Annotated in this window: 17 protein-coding genes; 8 read left to right on the top strand and 9 right to left on the bottom strand. The window is 68.4% G+C overall.

Annotated features, from left to right (window positions below):
• Positions 1–8 precede the first annotated feature (8 nt).
• The 8 genes from CJ179_RS16530 (at position 9) to CJ179_RS16495 (ending at position 7,634) form a co-directional block, all read left to right on the top strand.
• Entirely contained in the window at positions 9–656 is a 648-nt protein-coding gene (locus CJ179_RS16530) for an alpha/beta fold hydrolase (protein ID WP_072947968.1), read from the top strand.
• Entirely contained in the window at positions 649–1,992 is a 1,344-nt protein-coding gene (locus CJ179_RS16525; RefSeq protein WP_095862274.1) for an NAD(P)/FAD-dependent oxidoreductase, read from the top strand. Before CJ179_RS16530 ends, CJ179_RS16525 begins: the two co-directional genes overlap by 8 nt.
• Positions 1,989–2,729 (top strand): DUF1365 domain-containing protein, encoded by a 741-nt coding sequence (locus CJ179_RS16520; RefSeq protein ID WP_072947963.1) that lies wholly within the window; start codon positions 1,989–1,991, stop codon positions 2,727–2,729. Before CJ179_RS16525 ends, CJ179_RS16520 begins: the two co-directional genes overlap by 4 nt.
• Positions 2,726–4,129, top strand: coding sequence for a class I SAM-dependent methyltransferase (locus tag CJ179_RS16515; RefSeq protein WP_083395765.1), 1,404 nt, complete (start codon positions 2,726–2,728; stop codon positions 4,127–4,129). The genes CJ179_RS16520 and CJ179_RS16515 overlap by 4 nt, the downstream gene beginning before the upstream one ends.
• Complete coding sequence (locus tag CJ179_RS16510) at positions 4,126–5,430, top strand: cyclopropane-fatty-acyl-phospholipid synthase family protein (protein WP_072947960.1); 1,305 nt, start codon at positions 4,126–4,128, stop codon at positions 5,428–5,430. Before CJ179_RS16515 ends, CJ179_RS16510 begins: the two co-directional genes overlap by 4 nt.
• On the top strand, positions 5,427–6,227 hold the full coding sequence (locus CJ179_RS16505; protein WP_095862273.1) for a DUF1295 domain-containing protein: 801 nt from the start codon (positions 5,427–5,429) through the stop codon (positions 6,225–6,227). The genes CJ179_RS16510 and CJ179_RS16505 overlap by 4 nt, the downstream gene beginning before the upstream one ends.
• A 98-nt stretch (positions 6,228–6,325) precedes the next feature.
• Entirely contained in the window at positions 6,326–6,904 is a 579-nt protein-coding gene (locus CJ179_RS16500; protein WP_072947955.1) for a sigma-70 family RNA polymerase sigma factor, read from the top strand.
• Complete coding sequence (locus CJ179_RS16495) at positions 6,897–7,634, top strand: anti-sigma factor domain-containing protein (protein ID WP_072947952.1); 738 nt, start codon at positions 6,897–6,899, stop codon at positions 7,632–7,634. Before CJ179_RS16500 ends, CJ179_RS16495 begins: the two co-directional genes overlap by 8 nt.
• A gap of 50 nt (positions 7,635–7,684) precedes the next feature.
• On the opposite strand, the gene CJ179_RS16490 is transcribed toward CJ179_RS16495, so the two are convergent.
• The 9 genes from CJ179_RS16490 to CJ179_RS16450 form a co-directional block, all read right to left on the bottom strand.
• Positions 7,685–9,865 (bottom strand): malate synthase G, encoded by a 2,181-nt coding sequence (locus CJ179_RS16490; RefSeq protein ID WP_095862713.1) that lies wholly within the window; start codon positions 9,863–9,865, stop codon positions 7,685–7,687.
• Positions 9,866–9,999: 134 nt separating this feature from the next.
• The gene (pyk, locus tag CJ179_RS16485) at positions 10,000–11,472 is read right to left on the bottom strand and encodes a pyruvate kinase (RefSeq protein ID WP_095862272.1); all 1,473 of its coding nucleotides are present in this window, start codon (positions 11,470–11,472) and stop codon (positions 10,000–10,002) included.
• Between the two features lie 18 nt (positions 11,473–11,490).
• Complete coding sequence (aceE, locus tag CJ179_RS16480; protein ID WP_095862271.1) at positions 11,491–14,334, bottom strand: pyruvate dehydrogenase (acetyl-transferring), homodimeric type; 2,844 nt, start codon at positions 14,332–14,334, stop codon at positions 11,491–11,493.
• A 60-nt stretch (positions 14,335–14,394) separates the two neighbouring features.
• The gene (locus CJ179_RS16475; protein WP_072951021.1) at positions 14,395–15,120 is read right to left on the bottom strand and encodes an aspartate/glutamate racemase family protein; all 726 of its coding nucleotides are present in this window, start codon (positions 15,118–15,120) and stop codon (positions 14,395–14,397) included.
• Between the two features lie 12 nt (positions 15,121–15,132).
• Complete coding sequence (locus CJ179_RS16470; RefSeq protein WP_072951018.1) at positions 15,133–16,656, bottom strand: NCS1 family nucleobase:cation symporter-1; 1,524 nt, start codon at positions 16,654–16,656, stop codon at positions 15,133–15,135.
• Between the two features lie 206 nt (positions 16,657–16,862).
• Positions 16,863–18,206, bottom strand: coding sequence for an allantoinase AllB (gene allB / locus CJ179_RS16465; protein WP_095862270.1), 1,344 nt, complete (start codon positions 18,204–18,206; stop codon positions 16,863–16,865).
• On the bottom strand, positions 18,199–19,596 hold the full coding sequence (locus CJ179_RS16460; protein WP_072951014.1) for an NAD-dependent malic enzyme: 1,398 nt from the start codon (positions 19,594–19,596) through the stop codon (positions 18,199–18,201). The genes allB and CJ179_RS16460 overlap by 8 nt, the downstream gene beginning before the upstream one ends.
• Positions 19,597–19,640: 44 nt before the next feature.
• Positions 19,641–20,693: an allantoicase gene (gene alc / locus CJ179_RS16455; RefSeq protein ID WP_095862269.1), complete on the bottom strand. Its 1,053-nt coding sequence runs from the start codon at positions 20,691–20,693 to the stop codon at positions 19,641–19,643.
• Positions 20,690–21,841, bottom strand: coding sequence for a glycerate kinase (locus tag CJ179_RS16450; RefSeq protein WP_095862268.1), 1,152 nt, complete (start codon positions 21,839–21,841; stop codon positions 20,690–20,692). The genes alc and CJ179_RS16450 overlap by 4 nt, the downstream gene beginning before the upstream one ends.
• Positions 21,842–21,847: the final 6 nt, after the last annotated feature.

Here is a 21,847-nt window from a genome sequence, read left to right as displayed (position 1 = left end):
TAATTGATATGGAGAGAGGCTCACCCACCGCCCCGGCGTACGTGCTCGTGCTGCCCGGCGGCAAACCACGCAGTCAGGACCCGTCACGCTGCTGGCACCTGTCTAACCTGCGCATGATCTGGTTGGCCCGGTCCCTGAGGTCGACGCTCGGACCCCACGGCATCGCCGTGCAACGGCTGCAGTACCGGGTCCGCGGATGGAACGCCCCCGAGGCCAGCCCGTTGCACGACGCCCGGATAGCCCTCGAGCGGGCCCGACTGCGGTTCGGGGACGTCCCCGTCGCCGTCGTCGGGCATTCGATGGGCGGCCGCGTCGCCGCGCACCTCGCCGACCTCGACAACGTCCGGGCGATCGCCGCCCTCGCACCCTGGTGGCCCGAATCCGACGCCGATCTGGTGCCTGCCGACCGCAGCCTGATGGTCGCGCACGGAACCGCCGACCGCTGGACGGACCCCGTCGCCTCCCGGATCCAGACCGAACAGGCACTGGCGCGCGGAGTGAACGCCTCCTGGCATCCGCTCTCCGGAGCCGGCCATTTCATGCTCACCCGGCCGTGGTGGTGGCATCGCATCACCGCCGATTTCGTTCTCGACGCCTTCGCCGCGGAAGGCGTCGTCCCCGCACCGACAGACCGGAAGGCAGGTCGCCATGCATGATTCGGAGAAGCTCGGACGCAGGAACGTCGCCGTGATCGGCAGCGGCGTCGCGGGGTTGACCGCCGCCTACGTTCTGTCCCGCCACGACCGCGTCACCCTCTACGAGTCCGACGCCCGTCTCGGCGGCCACGCCCACACTCACCACCTGACGCTGGACTCGGGTGTGGAGGTGGACGTCGACACCGGCTTCATCGTGCACAACGACCGCACCTACCCCACCCTGCTGCGCCTGTTCGCCGAACTCGACGTGGCCACCCAGGATTCCGACATGTCGATGTCGATCCGATCCGATGCGAGCGGGCTCGAGTACGCGGGCGCGAAGGGCCTCCGCGGACTGTTCCCGACCGCCCGCAACCTGGCCCGGCCACGTTACTGGCGCATGCTCGGCGAGGTGCTCCGGTTCCACCGCCGTGCCCGGACCGTGCTCGACACCCCGGCCGGCGAGTCCGGCGCGCAGGAACCGCTGGGCGAATTCCTGGCCCGCAACGGTTTCAGCCCGTACTTCGTCGAAAACTTCATGACCCCGCTCGTCGCGGCCGTGTGGTCGTGCGATCCCGCGACCGCCGCGCGCTACCCGGCCCGCTACCTGTTCACCTTCCTCGACCACCACGGAATGCTCACCGTCTTCGGCTCACCCACCTGGCGCACCGTGACCGGCGGGTCCGCCCGCTACGTCGAGAAGGTGGCGGCACACGTCGACGAGATTCTTCTCGAAACCCCGGTGCAGCAGGTGGAGCGCACCCCGGACGGCGGCACGTGCGTCGTCGACGGCCGCGGCGACGTCCGGTACTTCGACGCCGTGGTGATCGCCGTTCACCCCCGCCGGGCGCTCGCCATGCTCGGCGACGCCTCCGATCTCGAGGCGGAGATCCTGGGCGCCATGCCGTATTCGGTGAACCACGCGCAGTTGCACACCGACGTGTCGCTGCTGCCCCGCGCCGAGCACGCCCGGGCCTCCTGGAACTACCTGACTCCCGCCGACGACAAGGACGACGCGGCGGGCGTCGTCGTCACCTACGACATGACCCGGCTCATGCGCCTCGACACGGTGCGCGACCGGCGGTTCCTCGTCACGCTCGGCGGGAAGCACCTCGTCGACCCGTCGAAGGTCGTCGCGGAGATGACGTACGAACATCCCGTCTACACCCCCGAATCCGTCGCGGCGCAGTCGCGGTTGCACGAACTCGGCTCCGGCACGTTCGCTTTCGCCGGCGCCTACCACGGCTGGGGGTTCCACGAGGACGGGGCGCTCTCGGGACTGCGCGCCGCCGAACGCATCGGCCGCTCGTGGGATGCGCAGACGGCACGACCCCACGAACGGGAGACGGTGTCGTGACCGCGCCGGCAATCTACTCGACGAGGATCCGGCACACGCGCATCGAACCGGTCCGCAACAGCTTCGACTACACGAGCTACAGCTGGTACGTCGACGTGGACGCCCTTCCTCGCCTCCCGCGGTGGCTCGGACCGTTCGCCCGCTTCCGCGCCGAGGACCACCTCGAACCGGATCCGGCCGCCGCCACGGACACGCTGCGCAGCAGGGTGGATGCGTTCCTCGCCGGACAGGGAGTCGACCTCTGCGGGGGCCGGGTGACGGCCCTTCTCAACGCGCGGGTGCTCGGCTACGTGTTCAACCCGCTCAGCGTGTACTGGTGCCACGACGCCGACGGCAGCCTGAGATGCGTGATCGCCGAGGTGCACAACACGTACGGTCAGCGGCACAGCTACCTGATCCGGCCCGACGGCGACGACCGCGCCGAGGTGGACAAGCAGTTCTACGTCTCACCGTTCAACGACGTGAGCGGTCGTTACACCATGCGGTTCCCCGAACCCGGCGACACCCTCTCCCTGAACGTGGTTCTCCACCGCGACGGGCACGGACCGTTCACCGCGACGGTGCGGGGGACGCGGCAACCGGCCACGAGCCGGACGGTTCTGAGGACTCAACTGCGCACTCCCCTGGCACCTCTCGTGGTGTCGGCTCGTATCCGCATCCAGGGAATCACGTTGTGGGCCCGTGGACTTCCCGTCATGGCCCGGCCCGACGGCCGTCAGAAGGAGACAGTTCAGTGAGAAGGAACAAGGACACCGACACGGACGGGTCGCCTGCCGTGAGCACGGCCGGTGAGGGGTTCGTCGACGAGGAGTTCACCGGCGAGGACCCGGGGATCGACAACCGGATCTGGCCCGGGCTGGCCGACGTGCCGACCGGTGTGCGTGCCGCGGCGTCGGCGAAGGTCGCCGACCGCCTGTTCCGCCGCGCGGCCGCCGACCTCGACGTCCGCATCGAGTATCCCGACGGCACCCTGGTGGGGGCACGCCGGGAGCAGGAGATCCTGCCCCGCATGATCATCCGCAATCCCGACGCATTCGCCCGGCGGGTCGGGACGGGGGGACTGATCGGATTCGGCGAGTCCTACATGGCCGGCGACTGGACGTCACCGGATCTCGCCGCGGTGCTCAGCGTGTTCGCCTCCCGGATGGCGACGCTCATTCCTCGCCCACTGCAGCGGTTGCGCGCACTGTATGTCGCCAAACACCCGGCGCAGGAACGTAACACCGAGCAGAACACCCGCTCCAATATCTCCCGGCACTACGACCTGTCCAACGAGATGTTCGAGACGTTCCTCGACGAGACGCTGACGTACTCGAGCGCGCTGTTCTCGTCGACGCCGACGCGTGTGGGGCAGGTCCGGGACGTGACCGTCCTGCGGGCACCCGTCCCGCAGGTCACCCCGAAGTGGGACGACTTCGCGGACGCGCAGCGCCGCAAGATCGATCGGCTGCTCGACGAGGCCGGTGTCGGCGCGGGCACCCGGTTGCTCGAGATCGGGACCGGCTGGGGAGAGTTGTGCATCCGGGCGGCGGAACGCGGCGCCGTGGTCCGCTCCGTGACGCTGTCCAGCGAACAGCAGAGCCTGGCCCGCCGGCGTGTCGCAGAGGCCGGACACTCGGACGCCGTGCAGATCGACCTGCTCGACTACCGCAACGTCGACGGCGAATACGACGCCATCGTCTCCGTCGAGATGATCGAAGCCGTCGGGCACCAGTACTGGGCCACCTACTTCCGGGTACTCGACAAGCTCCTCGCCTCGGGCGGAAGGGTTGCGCTGCAGGCGATCACCATGCCGCACGATCGGATGCTCCAGACCCGCAACACCTACACCTGGGTGCACAAGTACATCTTCCCCGGCGGGTTCCTCCCGTCGACCGAGGCGATCGAATCCGTCACCGCCGAACACACCGGGCTGCGGGTGCGGGAACGCCTGAGCATGGGACAGCACTACGCGGAGACGCTGCGGCTGTGGAAGGAGCGGTTCGCCGCGCACAGCACGCAGGCGGAGGAACTCGGATTCGACGAGACGTTCCGCCGGATGTGGCATTTCTACCTCTGCTACTCAGAAGCCGGGTTCCGCTCCGGCTACATCGACGTCCAGCAGCTCGTCCTCGACAAGACGGGAGCACGACCGTGACCGTGGCCGCCGAACTCGACAAGGCGTTGCGTCCGCTCGTCCGCGGCGAACTGCCCGTGCACCTGACCGCGTGGGACGGCAGCACCGCCGGCCCGGCGACGGCGCCGAAGGTGGTGCTGCGCAGTCCCGACGCCCTGCGCCGATTGCTGTGGAACCCGGGCGAACTCGGGGCAGCGCAGGCCTACGTGACGGGTGAGATCGACGTCGAGGGCGACCTGAGCGAGGCCCTGGCACACGTGTGGGCGGTGGCCCGCGAGCGCGGGCTGAGCGGAGTGCGGCCGAGCCCGTCGACGATCGCGAAGGTGCTGCGCGTCGCCGCGAAACTGGGTGTCGTGGGCGGCCCCCTCCCCGCACCCGCCACGCAGGCGAACATCCGCGGCCGGCTGCACAGCCTGCTGCGCGACCGCGCAGCGATCAGCCACCACTACGACCTCTCCAACGATTTCTACTCGTTGATCCTGGACCCGCAGATGGCCTACTCCTGCGCGTACTTCACCCGGAATGCGCCGGGCGCACCGCAGGATCCGGACTACCGGCTCGAGGACGCACAGCGGGACAAGCTGGACCTGGTGTGCCGCAAGATCGGGCTCGAACCCGGCATGCGGTTGCTCGACGTCGGCTGCGGATGGGGGTCGCTGAGCCTGCACGCCGCATCCGCGTACGGTGCCCGGGTCGTCGGGGTCACGATCTCCCGGGAGCAGAAGGCCTTTATCGACGAGCGGATCACCGAACGCGGGTTGCAGGACCGCGTCGAGATCCGACTGCAGGACTACCGGGAGGTCCCCGACGGGCCGTTCGACGCCGTCGCCTCCCTCGAAATGGGTGAGCACGTGGGCGAGAAGAACTACGCCCGGTACGCGCAGGCCCTCTACGACAACGCGAAGCCCGGTGCGCGGGTGCTGATCCAGCAGATGTCGCGCACCGGACGCCATCCCGGCGGCGGCCCGTTCATCGAGTCGTTCATAGCTCCCGACATGACCATGCGTCCGGTCGGCGAGAGCGTCGCGTACCTCGAACGAGCCGGGCTCGAGGTGCGCGACGTGCATGGCCTTCGCGAGCACTACGTCTGGACCGTCGACGCGTGGCTGGAGCAGTTCGAGTCCCGCTGGGACGACGTCGTCGCGATGGTCGGGCTGGAGATGGCCCGGGTGTGGCGGCTGTACCTCGTCGGCGGCGGGATGAGCTTCGCGCAGGGCCGCATGGGCGTCGATCAGATCCTGGCCGTGAAGCCGACCGCGGCGGGCCGGTCGCTGATGCCCGCGGTGCGGGTCGATTCCACAGGTTCCGGCGTGCTCCGATGAACGGGTTCGACTGGTCGGGTTTCGGCGCCGTCACCGCGGCGAGCCTGCTGGTGCTCGCAATCCTGCAGGCCGCGACGTTCCTCGTCGGCCGCCGGATCGGGCGCTACAACGTCGTCGACGTGACGTGGGGCCTCGGTTTCGTCCTGGTGGCGTTCGTGGCCGCCGTCCTCGGCGACGGCGACGCGCTGCGCCGGTGGCTGGTGTTCGTGCTCGTCGCGGTGTGGGGTCTGCGGCTGACCTGGCACATGTACACGAAGTCCGCCGGGAAGGGCGAGGACCCGCGGTACGAGGAGATGCTCGACCGGGCCGGCGGCGCGTCGCCGGGCGTCGTCATCAGGAAGATCTTCCTCACCCAGGGACTCGCGCAGTGGTTCGTCTCGCTGCCGCTGCAGGTGTCGGCCGTGCTCGGTCCGGCATCTGGAGTCGGCGCGGTGGCGGTGGTGCTCGGTGTCCTCCTGTGGGTGATCGGCGTCGTGTTCGAATCGGTCGGCGACCACCAGTTGAAGACGTTCAAGGCCGACCCGTCCCACAAGGGCGAGATCATGGACGTCGGCCTGTGGGCGTGGACGCGGCACCCGAACTACTTCGGCGACTCCTGCGTGTGGTGGGGGCTGTGGCTGATCGCGGCAAGCGTGTGGCCCGGCGCCGTCACCGTGCTGTCCCCCGTGGTCATGACGTATTTCCTGGTGTTCGCGACGGGTGCGCGGCTGCTCGAGAAGTCGATGTCGCAGCGTCCCGGCTACCCCGAATACCAGCAGCGAACCAGTTACTTCCTTCCCCTGCCGCCGAAGCGGTGAGCACCGTGCCGGCATCGCTCGCCCCTCCCCAGGTCCTGTCCTGGTCACACCGGCCGCAACCTGCTATTAGGCTGTGGATCGATGAACGGAATGGGCCGATGACCGGCGTCGACAGGGACACGGAGAACGTGACGCTGACGACATTGCTGGCGCGTATCTCGCGCGGCGAGCGGGATGCGTTCAGCGACTTCTACGAACGCACCAGCGCGCGGGTGTACGGCATGGTGCTGCGGGTGCTGCGCGATCCCGGATACAGCGAGGAAACCACCCAGGAGGTGTACCTGCAGGTCTGGAACAACGCGGCGAAATTCGATCCGAAGCAGGGGTCGCCGCTGTCGTGGCTGATCACCCTCGCCCACCGCCGCGCCGTCGACCGGGTGCGGTCCGAGCAGTCCGGATCCGAACGGGAAGCCGCCTACGGCGCCTCGAGTTGGTACGGACCGTTCGACGCGGTGTCGGAGGAAGTCACCCGGCGGGGCGACACCAGCGACGTCGTCGACTGCCTCGGCACGCTCACCGAAGTCCAGCAGCGAACCGTGGTCCTCGCGTATTACGGGGGGCTGACCTACCGGGAAGTGTCGGAGCGGTTGTCCGTGGCGCTTCCCACGGTGAAATCACGAATTCGAGACGGATTGATCAGGCTCAAGCAATGTCTGGGGGTGCAGTTCGATGGATGAGTCCCAGCACGACATCCTCGACCTCGCTCAGGTGTATGCACTCGACGCCGTCGACGATCAGCAGCGCCGAGAGATCGACACCGCGCTCCAGGGCGCACCGCCCCACCTTCGTCTGGAGTTCGACAACGCGGTGCGCGGGGTGCGCGAGACGATGGCCGCCCAGTCCGCGTCCACCGCGGTCGAACCGCCCGACTACCTGCTCGGGCGCATCCTCGATGCCCTGCCCGGCACTGCCTCGGCACCCGCGCCGGTGGCGCTGGACGAGGTTCGTGCGCGCCGGCGCAGGCGTCTCCTCGGCGCTCTGGGTGCGGCGGCCGCCGTGGTCGTCCTCGCCGTCGGTGGCATCACCGTCGCCCAGCAGTTGCAGAGCGACGAAACCCAACCCGTTCCCGCGCAGATCCTCGCGGCCGACGACGTCCGCACCGCGGCAGCGCCGATCGCCGGCGGCGGTTCGGCCACCGTCGTGTACTCCAAGGACGTCGACGCCGGACTGCTGGTCATGAACGACGTCCCACCGCCTGAGCCCGGTTCGGTCTATCAGATGTGGCTGCTCGGACCGTCGCACGAACCGGTGTCCGCCGGGATCATGGAGGCCGACGACGTGTCACCGTCGACGACCGCGGTCGTGAACGACATCGACCAGTCCACGGCACTCGGATTCAGTGTGGAACCGCCCGGCGGTTCGACCCAGCCCACCGGCGACATCTTCGCGACGGTGAACCTCACCTGACACGTGAGCGGCAAAGCGTGCGCGAGCACACTTCGCCGCTCACGTGGGGGTCAGGCGTTGGCGGCTTTGTATTCGCGGCGGCGGCGGTGCAGGATCGGTTCGGTGTAGCCGGAGGGCTGCGCGGTGCCGTCGAGGATGAGTTCCTTGGCGGCCTGGAACGCGATGTTGGTGTCGAAGTTAGGGGCCAGCGGCCGGTAGGTGGGGTCGTCCTGGTTCTGCCGGTCCACCACCGGCGCCATCCGTTGCAGCGAGGCCACGACCTGGTCGGCGGTGACGACGCCGTGCCGGATCCAGTTCGCCAGCAACTGGCTGGAGATGCGGAGGGTGGCGCGGTCCTCCATCAGGGCGACGTCGTGGATGTCGGGGACCTTGGAGCAGCCGACGCCGGCGTCGATCCACCGGACCACGTAGCCGAGGATGGACTGGCAGTTGTTGTCGAGTTCCTGCTGCTTCTGCTCGTCGGTCCAGTCGGTGTGCGGGGCCAGGGGGATGGTGAGGATCTGCTCGAGGGTGGCCCGCGGGGCCCCCTTCAACCGGTCCTGGACGGCGAACACGTCGACCTGGTGGTAGTGGGTGGCGTGCAGGGTGGCCCCGGTCGGCGACGGCACCCACGCGGTGTTCGCGCCGGCCTTCGGGTGGCCGATCTTCTGCTCGAGCATCTCGGCCATCAGTTCGGTCATCGCCCACATGCCCTTGCCGATCTGCGCCTTGCCCTGCAGGCCGGCGGCCAGGCCGACATCGACGTTCCAGTCCTCGTAGGCGGTGATCCAGGTCTGCTGCTTCATCTCGGCCTTGCGGATCATCGGCCCGGCCTCCATCGAGGTGTGGATCTCGTCGCCGGTGCGGTCGAGGAACCCGGTGTTGATGAACACCACCCGCTCGCGGGCCTCGTGGATGCAGGCGGCGAGGTTGACGGTGGTGCGCCGCTCCTCGTCCATGATCCCCACCTTCAACGTGTTGGCGGGCAGGTTCAGGACCTGTTCGACGCGGCCGAACAGGTCGGTGGTGAACGCGACCTCGTCGGGGCCGTGCTGTTTGGGTTTGACGATGTAGATCGACCCGGTGCGGGAGTTGACCAGCGGCCCCGACGCCTCCGACGTGCCGAGCCCGTGGACGGCGCAGAGGGAGGTGAGCAGGGCGTCGAGGATGCCCTCGGGGATTTCGGTGCCGTCCGGGTGCAGGATCGCCGGGGTGGTCATCAGGTGCCCGACGTTGCGGACGAACAGCAGCGACCGCCCGTGCAACGTGAGGTGCGTGCCGTCGGGGGCGGTGTAGGTGCGGTCCGGGTTCAGCCGGCGGGTGAACGACTTCCCGCCCTTGGTCATCTCCTCGGTCAGATCACCCCGGTTCAGGCCGAGCCAGTTGCGGTAGCCGATGACCTTGTCGTCGGCGTCGACGGCGGCGACGGAGTCCTCGAAGTCCATGATGGTGGTGACCGCGGACTCGAGCACCACGTCCTTGATCCCGGCCCGGTCGGTGGACCCGATCGGGGAGCTGGGGTCGATCTGGATTTCGGCGTGCAGGCCGTGGTTGCGCAGCAGCACCCCGGTCGGGGTGGCCGGGTCGCCGAGGTAGCCGACGAACTTGCCCGGCTCGGCCAGCCCGGTGATCGTGCCGTCCGCCAACTCCACCCGCAGGGTGTCCCCGTCGACGGTGTAGCCGGTGGCGTCGGCGTGCGAGCCCTCGGTGAGGGGGGCGGCGGTGTCGAGGAACGTGCGGGCCCAGGCGATGACCCGGTCGCCGCGGACCGTGTTGTACGAGGTGCCCGGCTCGGCGCCGCCATCCGTGGGGATGGCGTTGGTGCCGTACAGGGCGTCGTACAGCGACCCCCAGCGGGCGTTGGAGGCGTTCAGGGCGAAGCGGGCGTTGAGGACCGGGACCACCAGCTGCGGGCCGGCGGTCGAGGTGATCTCGGCGTCCACGTTCGCCGTGGACACCGCGAACGGGGCCGGCGCCGGCACCAGGTAGCCGATCGAGGTCAGGAACTGCTGGTACTCGGCCGGGTCGGGGGCGCCGGTGTGGTCGCGGTGCCACCGGTCGATCCGCGCCTGCAGATCGTCGCGGGTGGCGAGCAGGGCCCGGTTCTTCGGCGCCAGGTCCTCGATCACCTTCACCGCACCCGACCAGAACCCGTCGACGTCGATCCCGGTCCCCGGCAACGCCTCCTCGTTCACGAAGTCGTAGAGCACCTTCGCGACCTGCAGACCGCCGACCTCAACACGCTCAGTCATGAAATGACTCACCTTCCGCACTTGGCAAACTTCCACGATGCGAAAACACAGTTTCGTATCTTGACATAGAGAAAACCGTGTCCATCGAGTTCTGTCAATAGCGGACGGCCGTACGGTTACAACGTCACATCCGTTCAGTGGTCTTCCTCGCCGATTCGGTGGACGTGGATCAGGTTGGTCGAACCGACGGTGCCCGGCGGCGATCCCGCGACGATGACGACGAGATCGCCCCGCTGGTACCTGCCCAGGCCGAGGAGCGCGTGGTCGACCTGGTGGATCATTTCGTCGGTCGACGCGACGGGGTCGACGAGGAACGTCTCGGTCCCCCACGTCAGCGCGAGTTGAGCGCGCACTGCCGGGAGCGGAGTGAACGCCAGCAGCGGCAGCGGTGTGTGCAGGCGCGCCATCCGGCGCACCGTGTCACCTGATTGGGTGAACGCGACGAGCGCCGCGGCGCCCAATCGTTCCCCGATGTCGCGGGCCGCATAGGACAGGACTCCGCCCTTCGTGCGGGGTACGTGCCCCAGCGGCGGAACGTGCGTGGACCTCTCCTCCACCGCGCTGATGATGCGGCCCATGGTGCGGACCGTCTCCATCACATGCTTGCCGACGGACGTTTCGCCCGACAGCATCACGGCGTCGGCACCGTCGAGAACGGCATTGGCCACGTCGGACGCCTCGGCGCGGGTCGGCCGCGAATTCTCGATCATCGATTCCAGCATCTGCGTCGCGACGATCACGGGCTTCGCGTTCTCGCGGGCGACCTGGATGGCCCGCTTCTGCGCGAGCGGCACCTGTTCGAGGGGCAACTCCACACCCAGATCGCCGCGGGCGACCATCACCGCGTCGAACGCCAACACGATCGCCTCGAGGTTGTCGATCGCCTCCGGTTTCTCGAGTTTCGCGATCACGGGGACCCTGCGGCCGACCCGGTCCATCACGGCATGGACGAGTTCGATGTCCGCCGCCGACCGCACGAACGACAGCGCGATGAGGTCGACACCGAGACCCAGCGCGAACTCGAGGTCGGCGATGTCCTTGTCCGACAGCGCCGGAACCGACACATTCATCCCCGGCAACGACACACCCTTGTTGTTGCTGACCGGACCGCCCTCGGTGACCCGGCACACCACGTCGTTGCCGTCGACGCCGGTGACGATCAGTCCGATCTTGCCGTCGTCGACGAGCAACCGGTCGCCCGGCCTGGCGTCCTCGGCCAACTGCTTGTAGGTGGTCGACACGCGATCGTGGGTGCCCTCGCACTCGTCGACGGTGATCCGCACGAGGTTGCCGTCGGCCCAGTCGGTGCGGCCCTCCGCGAAGCGTCCCAATCTGATCTTGGGCCCCTGGAGGTCGGCCAGGATGCCCACCGCCCGGCCGGTGCGTTCGGATGCGTCGCGCACCCGGTTGTAGTTCGCCTCGTGATCGGCATGGTCGCCGTGGCTGAAGTTGAGCCGGGCGATGTCCATTCCGCAGTCGACGAGTTCGCGTATGCGATCGCCGGTTGCCGTCGCGGGCCCGAGGGTGCACACGATCTTCGCGCGCCGGGCCGACGCGGCATCCTGCCGGCCGGCTACCAGGAGATCTTCGGAAACTGTTGCTGTCATCGGATTTTCGATTCCGTTCTAGGCACTGCCGGTGTCGGCGTAGGAGACGGCGGCGGCGCGGACGTCGTCGATGCGGTACTTCGTGGCGGCTTCGACGGCCTTGGAGCGGTCGAGGGTGCCTTCGCCGGCGAGGGCGGACAGGACGGCGACGACGATGGATTCGGCGTCGACGTTGAAGTACCGGCGGGCGGCGGGGCGGGTGTCGGAGAACCCGAACCCGTCGGTGCCGAGGGTGGTGTACGAGCCGGGGACCCACTGGCGGATCTGGTCGGCGACGGCGCGCATCCAGTCCGAGGCCGCCACGAACGGGCCGGCCGCATCCGACAGCGCCTGGGTGACGTAGGGCAGCGGGGCGTCGGTGCCCGGGTCCCGCAGCGCCTGGCGTTCGGATTCGATGCCGTCGCGGCGCAGTTCACCCCAGGAGGTGACCGACCACACGTCGGCGGCCACACCCCACTCGTCGGCGAGCAGTTCCTGGGCCCGCAGGCCCTCGGGCATGGTGACACCGGAGACCAGGATCTGCGCCCTAGGCATGGAGCCTGCGGAGTGCCGGTGTTGAGGCGCGGAGCCGCCCGAGGCCTGGGACTTCTTGAACAGGTACAGGCCCTTGAGCAGGCCGTCGACGTTCAGGTCGGCGGGTTCGGCGGGCTGGGAGTAGGGCTCGTTGTAGAGGGTGATGTAGTAGAAGATGTCCTCACCACCGAACCCGTCCACCCCGTCGGTGCCGCCGTACATCCGGCGCAGCCCGTCCTTGACGATGTGCGCGATCTCGTAGGAGAACGCCGGATCGTAGGCCACCGCCGCCGGGTTGGTCGAGGCCAGCAGCAGCGAGTGCCCGTCGGCGTGCTGCAACCCTTCCCCGGTCAGGGTGGTGCGGCCGGCGGTGGCACCGAGCACGAACCCGCGGGCCATCTGATCGGCCGCCGCCCACAGGCCGTCGCCGGTGCGCTGGAACCCGAACATCGAGTAGAAGATGTACAGCGGGATCATCGGCTCACCGTGCGTGGCATAGGAGGTGCCGACCGCGGTGAACGAGGCCGTCGAGCCGGCCTCGTTGATGCCCTCGTGCAGGATCTGCCCGATCTCGGACTCCTTGTACGCCAGCATCAGCTCCGCATCCACCGCCGTGTACAGCTGCCCGTTGCGGTTGTAGATCTTGAGCGAGGGGAACCAGGAGTCCATCCCGAAGGTGCGGGCCTCGTCCGGGATGATCGGCACGATCCGCTTCCCGATCTCCTTGTCCCGCAACAGCTCCTTCATGATCCGCACCAACGCCATGGTGGTCGCGACCTGCTGCTTACCGGACCCCTTGCGGACCACGTCGTAGGTGGAGTCCGCCGGCTGCGGCAACGGCGCCGCCGTGGTCCGCCGCTGCGGCAGGAACCCGCCCAGCGCCTTGCGGCGGTCCAGCATGTACTGGATCTCCGGGGCATCGGGGCCGGGGTGGTAGTACGGCGGCATCTTCGGGTTCTTCTCCAACTCGGCGTCGGAGATCGGGATCCGCTGCAGGTCCCGGAAATTCTTCAGATCATCGAGGGTCAGCTTCTTCATCTGGTGGGTGGCGTTGCGGCCCTCGAAATGCTTACCCAACGTGTAGCCCTTGATGGTGTGCGCCAGGATCACCGTCGGCTGCCCCTTGTGCGCCATCGCCGCCGCGTACGCGGCGTAGATCTTGCGGTAGTCGTGGCCGCCGCGTTTGAGGTTCCAGATGTCCTGATCGGAGAGGTTCGCGACCAGCTCCTTCGTCCGCGGGTCCCGGCCGAAGAAGTGCTCCCGCACATACCCGCCGTCGTTCGCCTTGTACGTCTGGTAGTCGCCGTCCGGGGTGACGTTCATCAAATTGACCAGGGCGCCGTCCCGGTCCGCGTGCAGCAGGGCATCCCACTCGCGGCCCCAGACCACCTTGATCACGTTCCAGCCGGCGCCGCGGAAGAACGACTCCAACTCCTGGATGATCTTGCCGTTGCCGCGGACCGGGCCGTCGAGGCGCTGCAGGTTGCAGTTCACCACAAACGTCAAATTGTCCAGGCCCTCGGTGGCCGCCACGTGGGCGAGGCCGCGGGATTCGGGTTCGTCCATCTCCCCGTCACCCAGGAACGCCCACACGTGCTGGTCGGCGGTGTCCTTGATGCCGCGGTCGTGCAGGTAGTGGTTGAACCTGGCCTGGTAGATGGCGTTCATCGGGCCCAACCCCATCGACACCGTCGGGAACTCCCAGAAATCGGGCAGCAACCGCGGGTGCGGGTACGACGGCAACCCGCCGCCGGAGTCGGTGTGCGAGTGTTCCTGCCGGAACCCGTCCATCCGCTCCGCCGGGATCCGCCCCTCCAAAAACGCGCGCGCATAAATACCCGGGGAGGCGTGGCCCTGGATGAAGATCTGATCCCCACCGCCGGGATGGTCCTTGCCGCGGAAGAAGTGATTGAACCCCACCTCGTACAGCGCCGCGGAGGAGGCGTAGGTGGAGATGTGGCCACCGACACCCACCCCGGGGCGCTGCGCGCGGGTCACCATCACCGCCGCGTTCCACCGGATGAACGCCCGATACCGGCGCTCGACCTCCTCGTCGCCGGGGAACCACGGCTCGTTCTCCGTCGGGATGGTGTTCACATAATCGGTCGACGTCAACGCCGGCAGAGCGACGTGCTTCTCCCCGGCCCGCTCGAGCATCCGCAACATCAGATACCGGGCACGAGTCGGACCGGACCGGTCCAACAAACCATCGAACGATTCCAACCACTCCGTGGTCTCATCCGGATCGATATCCGGCAGATACGACGCAACACCCTCACGGATGACGTGGGAGCCCGCGCGGGGGCGGTCGGCGGAGGTGGTGGTCTGTTCGAGCAAGGGATACTCCATCGTTGCGGGCGCGGGGTCGGGCGCCTGTGTGTCCGCCCGGGGTGAGGGCGGTGTGAATGACTAGGGCTTCGCGAGCGGCCATCCCGTGATCCGCTTGGGACGCGGGGGCGCGTACGTGCGCACCTTCGAGGTCGAGAGTCCCAACCCTACAAGAGATTCCGCCAATTTCACAGCGGCACTGACTCCGTCGACCACGGGAACACCGGTGCGCTCACGGATTTTGTCGTCGAGTCCGGCCATGCCGCCGCAGCCGAGGCAGATCACCTCGGCCTTGTCTTCACGCACGGCGGCTTCGGCTTCGTCGACGATCGCCTCGATCGTGCGTTCGGGGTCGGTTTCCAGTGCGAGGACGGGCAGACCGCTGGCGCGCACGCTCGCGCACTTGGCGTCGAGACCCGCGAGCCGGAGCCGGTCTTCGATGAGCGGCACGGTTCGGTCGAGGGTGGTGACCACGGAGTACTTGTGCCCCAGCATCATCGCGATGCTCGCGGAGGCCTCGGTGATGTCGACGACGGGGACGTCGAGCAGTTCCTGCAGACCCTCCCTGCCGTGTTCGCCGTATCCGGCCTGGATCACCGCATCGTAGGGTTCGGGGTACGACCGCACCCGGTCCATCACCGCGATCGCGGCGAGGTAGCTCTCGAAGTTCCCTTCGACGGATTCGGCACCGATCTCCGGTGTGAGCCCGACGATCTCGGTTCCGGGTGCTGCCGCGGCCTCGGCCTGCTTGGCGATGGCGTCGGTGATGGACGTGGTGGTGTTGACGTTGACGACGAGAATGCGCATCGAAATCTCCTGTCAGTGGTCGCCGTGGCCGCTGTCCACGGCGATCGACTCGCCGGAAGCGTCCACGTAGTGCCGGGTCCGGTCGCCGACGACGGCGTAGATGGCTGCCGCGAGACCTGCTCCGATGAACCACGAGAAGGGGGCGACGAGATGGAAGGCGGGGACGATCGCGAACAGGGTGCTGACCACGGCGGCGGGAACGAGGGCATAGATCGCCCGCAGATTGAATCCCTTGCGGTAGTAATAGGTTCCGGTGGGGCTGTCCGAGTAGAGGGCGGGGACGTCGACCTTGGTGCGGCGGATGAACCAGTAGTCGACGAAGATGATGCCGAACAGGGGTCCGAGGACGGCGCCGAGGCCACCGAGGAAGTAGTTGATCACCACCGGGCTGTCGTAGAGGTTCCAGGGCAGCAGGACCACGCCGATGCAGGCGCTGATGATGCCGGCCTTCCGGAAGCTGATCTTCTCGGGGGCGAGGTTCGACAGGACGTACGACGGTGCGACGAAGTTCGCCATGACGTTGACGGCCATCGTGACGATGACGAGCGCGAGGCAGGCCAGCGACAGGAACAGGGTGTTCGGGATCGCGGCGACGATGTCGGTGGGGCTGTCGATGATCGTCCCGTCGATCTGGAACTGGGCGCCGCACAGGATGAACGCGATGACGGCGAACGCGAGGACGTTGACGAACAGGCCCCAGAAGTTGCCGCGCACGACGGCGGTCTTCGACGGGGAGCGTCGCGAGAAGTCGCAGAAGTTGAGGATCAGGGTGCCGTAGATCGACATCCACAGGGCCGCGCCCGCGAAGACCTGCCGCCACATCTCCCCGCCGGATGCGGGCTTGTCGGACGCCCAGGCGACGGAGAAGTCGGTGCGGAACAGCATCCACAGCGCCAGGGAGCCGACGGTGACCAGGATCAGCGGGCCGGCCAGGCTCTCGAATTTGCGCACGGCCTCCATCCCGTAGACGAGGACGACGATCTGGATCGCCCAGATCCCGATGAAGCAGATCCATCCGAGGCTGGACAGTCCGAGGATCGAGTTCTGATCGAATCGGCCGAGGGACGGCGCCACGGCGACGAGGAAGATCCGGAAGACGATCGACGCGAGGTAGGTCTGGATTCCGAACCAGACGATCGCGATGATCGCGCGGACGACCGCGGGGATCTGGGCCCCGCGGATGCCGAAGCTGATCCGGCTCATCACGGGAAACGGCACGCCCGTCTTCTGCCCCATGAATCCGGCGTAGGTCATGGCGACGCAGACGATGACCGCGCCGATCATAAGCGACAGGATCATGTGGCCGCCGCCGAGTCCGAGCGCGAACAGGCCGATGGCGAACGAGTAGTTGGCGATGTTGTGGACGTCGTTGGTCCACAGCGTGAAGATGCTGTAAGAACCCCAGCGACGGCCTGCGGCCTTCGTCGGTGCCAGGTCCGCGTTGTAGAGTTTCGGACTCGTCGTCGTGTGACGGCCGGCGGCGGCAGTGTGGTCGACGGTGGTGGTGTGCCGCGAGACTGTGTCGTCTATGAGCATGTGCCTGTCCTTGCGTGGCGGCGAACTAACTTCCGTATCACGGAAAGCTTGTTCCATTGGTCCCTCCAAGTGTGAGCCAGGCAACAGTGGCCGGTCAATGATTTCCGCAGGATATATCTTGGTGCCGCACCGCCCCGAACACGACAAACCCGCTGTCGCACTGGATATTTCGCTCCAGTGCGACAGCGGGCGGGGTCGCGGCGGGGTCAGGCCAGTCCGCGACTGAGCAGCCGTCCGCGGGGTGCCTCGTCGAGGTCGATCCGTTTTCCGGCCAGCCAGGTGCTGCGCACGACGCCGGCGAGGGCACGGCGGTCGTACGCGGAGACGGGATTCTTGTGCTGCAGGGCGGCCACGTCGACGACGAAGGCCTCCTCCGGCGCGAACACCGCGAAATCCGCCGCGTACCCGAGCGCGATGTGCCCTTTCGTGTTCAGCCCGACCTGCTCGGCGGGGTTCTCCGCCATCCACCGGACCACGTCGTTCAGGGTGTGCCCGCGACGCTTGGCCTCCGACCACACCGCGGACAGCGACACCTGCAGCGACGCGATGCCGCCCCACGCGACCCCGAAGTCGCCGATGTCGAATCGTTTGAGGTCCACCGTGCACGGGGAGTGGTCGGTGACGACGCAGTCGATCACACCGTCGGCGAGGCCCTGCCACAGCAGTTCCCGGTTCCCGGCTTCACGGATCGGCGGGCAGCACTTGAATTGCGTTGCTCCCGAGGGAATTTCCTCGGAGACGAACGACAGGTAGTGCGGGCACGTCTCCACCGTGAGCTTCACGCCGTCCTTGCGGGCCGACGCGATCATCGGCAGCGCGTCGGAGCTCGACAGGTGCAGGATGTGCACCCGGCACCCCGTCCACCGGGTCAGCTCGATGACCTCCGCGATGGCGAGATTCTCGGCGCCCCGCGGCCGCGAGTCGAGGAAGTCGGCATAGTTCTCGCCGCCCGGTGACGTCGCGCGGTCGATCGCGTGTGCGTCCTCCGCGTGCACGATCATCATCGCGCCGAAACTCGCGATCTCCTTCAGCGCCAGTTCGAGCTCCGCCGGATCCAACGGCGGGAACTCGTCGACGCCGGAGTGCAGCAGGAAGCATTTGAACCCGAACACGCCCGCGTCGTGCAGGGCACGCAGGTCCGGGACGTTGCCCGGCACGGCGCCGCCCCAGAACCCGACGTCGACGTAGGCCTGATCGGACGCGACCCGGCGTTTGACGTCCAGGGCCGCGGCGTCGACGGTCGGCGGGATGCTGTTGAGCGGCATGTCGACGATCGTGGTCACCCCGCCGGCGGCCGCGGCGCGGGTCGCGCTCGCGAAACCCTCCCATTCGGTGCGGCCCGGCTCGTTGACGTGCACGTGGGTGTCGACGAGACCGGGTATCAGCACTTCGTCGTCGCCCAGTTCGACGACGACCTCGGCGTCGAGTTGGGCCCCGTACGGTTCGATGACGACGATCCGGCCGTCGCGCACGCCCACACTGCGCGCGACCTCCCCTGCCGAGGTGATCACCCGCGGGGCACGGAACAGCAGATCGAGCGGATCAGACATCGTCGTCACGACCTGCGCCGGCGACACCACGCACCGCTGCCGCCACGGCCGGGGCGACGGCCGCGTCGAACACGCTCGGCACGATGTAGGTGGGGTTGAGCTCCGACGGGGACACCGAATCGGAGATCGCCCGGGCGGCGGCGATGAGCATGTCGTCGGTGATCTCGACGGCGTGGGCGTCGAGCAGACCCCGAAACACGCCCGGGAATGCGAGCACGTTGTTGATCTGGTTCGGGAAGTCGGACCGACCGGTCGCGACGACGGCAGCGTGCTGTCCGGCGGCGACGGGATCGACCTCGGGGACCGGATTCGCGAGGGCGAACACGATCGAGTCGGGACCCATCGTCGCGATGTCGTCGCCCGTCAGGATGTCCGGTGCCGACACACCGATGAACACGTCGGCACCGGCGAGGGCATCCTGCAGCGACCCGGACCGGGCCTCGGGATTGGTGTTGTTCGCGATCCACGAGCGGAACGAGTCGGACGTGTCGTCGGGCGAGAGGATCCCGTTCCGACCGCACGCCACGATGTTCGTCGCCCCCTGCGCGACCAGCAGGCGGATGATCGCGTGCCCGGCGGCGCCGACACCGGAGACCACGATCTTCACTGTGTCGAGGCTCTTCTCGACCACGCGCAGCGCATTGGTGAGTGCGGCGAGGACCACGATGGCCGTGCCGTGCTGGTCGTCGTGGAACACCGGGATGTCCAGCATGTCGCGGAGCCGGGCCTCGATCTCGAAGCAGCGCGGGGCGGAGATGTCCTCCAGGTTGATTCCGCCGTACACCGGGGCGAGGGCCCGGACGATTTCGACGATCGCGTCCGCGTCCTGGGTGTCCAGGCACACCGGCCACGCGTCGACGTCCGCGAACTGCTTGAACAGGGCCGCCTTGCCCTCCATCACGGGAATCGACGCGGCGGCACCGATGTTGCCCAGCCCCAGCACCGCCGAACCGTCGGAGACGACCGCCACGGTGTTGCGCTTGATCGTCAGTCGTCGTACGTCCTCGGGGTTCTCGGCGATCGCGGTGCAGACCCGGGCGACACCGGGGGTGTACGCGCGGGACAGGTCGTCGCGGTGCTTGAGCGGAACCTTCGGCACCACTTCGAGTTTCCCGCCGAGGTGCAGCAGGAACGTGCGGTCGCTGACCTTGCCCACCACGACGCCGGGCACGTCCGCGATCGCGGACGCGATCTGCTCGGCGTGCTCGACGTCGGACGCGTCGCAGGTCACGTCGATGACCATGTGGTCGGGGTGGCTCTCGACCACGTCCAACGCGGTCATGGCGCCCTTCACGGAGGCCACCGCCCCCGCGAGGGTCGACGTGGTGCCTGCGCCGACCGGGGCCGTGACGCGAACGGTGATGGAGTAACCGGGACTGGGGTTGGGCATGGGTGTTTCCTCGGGTTCGTCGAAGGAGTAGGGAGTGCGCTCGATCAGCGGGGCGCCTGGTCGGCGACGAGTGCCTGATGGGTCTGCGGAAGCGCGTCCCACCAGGTGCGTCGCGTCTCCGCCAGTGCCGTCTCGTCGAGATCGCCGAACAGCCGCAGCCGGGACAGGCCACCGTCGGGGTAGACGTCGAGTCGCAGGTGGGTGGCCGCGGCGGCGTCCAGAACGAACCGGTGCCGGGTGTCGGGTTGCACGGCGGTCCGCGGCAGCAGTTCCGTCCAGGCGCCCTCGTCCGCGATGTCGGCGGTGCGCGCGTCGGCGGTGCTCAGCCGCACCCAGCCCGGCGCGTTCCCGACGTAGTAGCTGGTGTCGATCTCGACGTGCCGGGGGCGACCAGCCGCGGCGAGCGAGAACACGGCGAAGTCGTTGCCGCCCCCGCGCCGCCGGGAGTTCTCCCAGCCCTCCCCCATGTTCCGGGCCCGGCCGGGAAGGATGATGTTGGCGGGCGACGCGTAGAACGCGTCCGAGCAGCCGACGAGGCGGCCACCGTTCTCCGCGGCCAGCAGGTCCACGGTCCCGTCCAGGAACCGGGGGTCGGGCACGACCTCACCGTGTACACGCAGACGCGCGACGCCGCCGTCGGGGTAGATCGAGAGGCGTACGTGCGTCCAGCGGTGCCGGTCGGCGACCGCGTACGTGTTCTCCTTGTGTCCCTCGGCCGGGGACTTCTCGACGATGGTCTGCCAGTCCGCCTTCATGACGTCCTCGATGGACGGATAGCCCTCGATCGACGCCGCCTCGATGGAGACGAAGGGCGGGTAGTTGCCCTTGAAGTGCGCGGTGTCCACGACGACGCCGTGGATGACGCCTGCGGAACCGAGGCGGACGATCGCGTAGTCGTGGCCGTCGTCGCGGCGGCGGCGGGTCTCCCAGCCGTCGTAGACCTTGCCCTTGTGCCCGAAGTCCGCGGGGTCGAAGAACGGGGCCTCCGCCTTGATGAGGTTCTCCCGCTGCGCGAACAGTTCGTCGTTGGCGGCGGAGACGCTCCCGCCGAGGGCTCGCGAGGCGAGGTCGGGCAGGGCGGTGAAATCGGAAGTCATGATTCTCCTCGTGTGCTGAGTGTTGCGAGTTCGTCGGACGATGCGGCGATCGTGCGGCCGATCCGGCGCAGGAGTTCCGCGGCATGTCCGATCGATCGGTGAAGGTCCGGTTCCAGGTCCGCGAGCGCGTAGGCCGCGGAGATGCCGGAGCTGTGTAATTGTGCGTCGCTGAGCTGGTTTCGGCCGCAGACGGCGAGGACGGGGATTCCCGCCCTCCGTGCCTCGGTCGCGACGCCGATCGGGGCCTTGCCGTGCAGGCTCTGCTCGTCCAGCGACCCCTCGCCGGTGATGACGAGGTCGGCGGCGGCGAGTCGCCCGCGGAAGTCGACGAGGCCGAGGACCGTGTCGATGCCGGGCCGGATGTCCGCACCCAGAACCGAGATCGCGCCGAACGCCGCCCCGCCCGCGGCGCCCGCCCCCGCGGCCCGGCTGTCGTCGCGGCCCGTCGCGGCGCGCACGACCTGAGCCCACCGGGTCATCGCGTCCTCCAGAACGACGAGTTGTCCGGCCGCTGCGCCTTTCTGGCCCGCGTACACGGCGGTGGCGCCGCTCGGGCCGAGGAGCGGGTTGTCGACGTCGCAGGCGAGCCGGAAGTGCGCCGCCCGCGCCGCCGGGTGCAGACCGGTGAGGTCGACCCGGGCGGCGTGGCGCAGTGCCGCCCCGCCGGGTGCGACGTCCCTGCCCTCGGCGTCGAGAACACGCACGCCGAGAGCCTGCAACAAGCCGGCACCGCCGTCGGTTGACGCGCTGCCCCCGAGACCGACGATGATCTCGCGGGCTCCCCCCTCCAGCGCGTGCCTGACGACGGTGCCGAGTCCGAATGTACTGGCACCCAGTGGGTCCGGAGCACCGCCGGGGAGCAGGACCAGGCCCACCGCCGACGCCAGCTCCACCACCGCGGTCGATTCGCGCACCGCGTACGACGAGGTCACGGGCAGCCCCGTCGGTCCCGTCGTGTCGACCGGTACCGGGGTCCATCCCGCGGCGACGGCGGCCGCGACCGTGCCGTCGCCGCCGTCCGCCACCGGAACGCGATCGATCACCCAGGACGGTGCACCGGCGACGAGCCCGTCGGCGAGAGCGTCCGCGACCTCCGCCGCGGTGAGGGACCCTTTGAACTTGTCGGGTGCGACCAGTACACCTGTCACGGTGTC

The sequence above is a fragment of the Rhodococcus sp. ACS1 genome, assembly GCF_002300155.1.
Taxonomy (GTDB): Bacteria; Actinomycetota; Actinomycetes; order Mycobacteriales; family Mycobacteriaceae; genus Rhodococcus_F; species Rhodococcus_F koreensis.
The sequence above is the reverse complement of the archived record's forward strand: the minus strand, read 5'-3'. Positions and strand labels throughout refer to the sequence as shown.

Excerpts from the sequence above, each read along its gene's own strand:
- CJ179_RS16530 (WP_072947968.1), top strand. The coding sequence starts at position 9 with ATGGAGAGAGGCTCACCCACCGCCCCGGCGTACGTGCTCGTGCTGCCC.
- CJ179_RS16525 (WP_095862274.1), top strand. The coding sequence starts at position 649 with ATGCATGATTCGGAGAAGCTCGGACGCAGGAACGTCGCCGTGATCGGC.
- CJ179_RS16505 (WP_095862273.1), top strand. The coding sequence starts at position 5,427 with ATGAACGGGTTCGACTGGTCGGGTTTCGGCGCCGTCACCGCGGCGAGC.
- CJ179_RS16500 (WP_072947955.1), top strand. The coding sequence starts at position 6,326 with ATGACCGGCGTCGACAGGGACACGGAGAACGTGACGCTGACGACATTG.
- CJ179_RS16495 (WP_072947952.1), top strand. The coding sequence starts at position 6,897 with ATGGATGAGTCCCAGCACGACATCCTCGACCTCGCTCAGGTGTATGCA.
- CJ179_RS16490 (WP_095862713.1), bottom strand. The coding sequence starts at position 9,865 with ATGACTGAGCGTGTTGAGGTCGGCGGTCTGCAGGTCGCGAAGGTGCTC.
- pyk (WP_095862272.1), bottom strand. The coding sequence starts at position 11,472 with ATGACAGCAACAGTTTCCGAAGATCTCCTGGTAGCCGGCCGGCAGGAT.
- aceE (WP_095862271.1), bottom strand. The coding sequence starts at position 14,334 with ATGGAGTATCCCTTGCTCGAACAGACCACCACCTCCGCCGACCGCCCC.
- CJ179_RS16475 (WP_072951021.1), bottom strand. The coding sequence starts at position 15,120 with ATGCGCATTCTCGTCGTCAACGTCAACACCACCACGTCCATCACCGAC.
- CJ179_RS16470 (WP_072951018.1), bottom strand. The coding sequence starts at position 16,656 with ATGCTCATAGACGACACAGTCTCGCGGCACACCACCACCGTCGACCAC.
- allB (WP_095862270.1), bottom strand. The coding sequence starts at position 18,206 with ATGTCTGATCCGCTCGATCTGCTGTTCCGTGCCCCGCGGGTGATCACC.
- CJ179_RS16460 (WP_072951014.1), bottom strand. The coding sequence starts at position 19,596 with ATGCCCAACCCCAGTCCCGGTTACTCCATCACCGTTCGCGTCACGGCC.
- alc (WP_095862269.1), bottom strand. The coding sequence starts at position 20,693 with ATGACTTCCGATTTCACCGCCCTGCCCGACCTCGCCTCGCGAGCCCTC.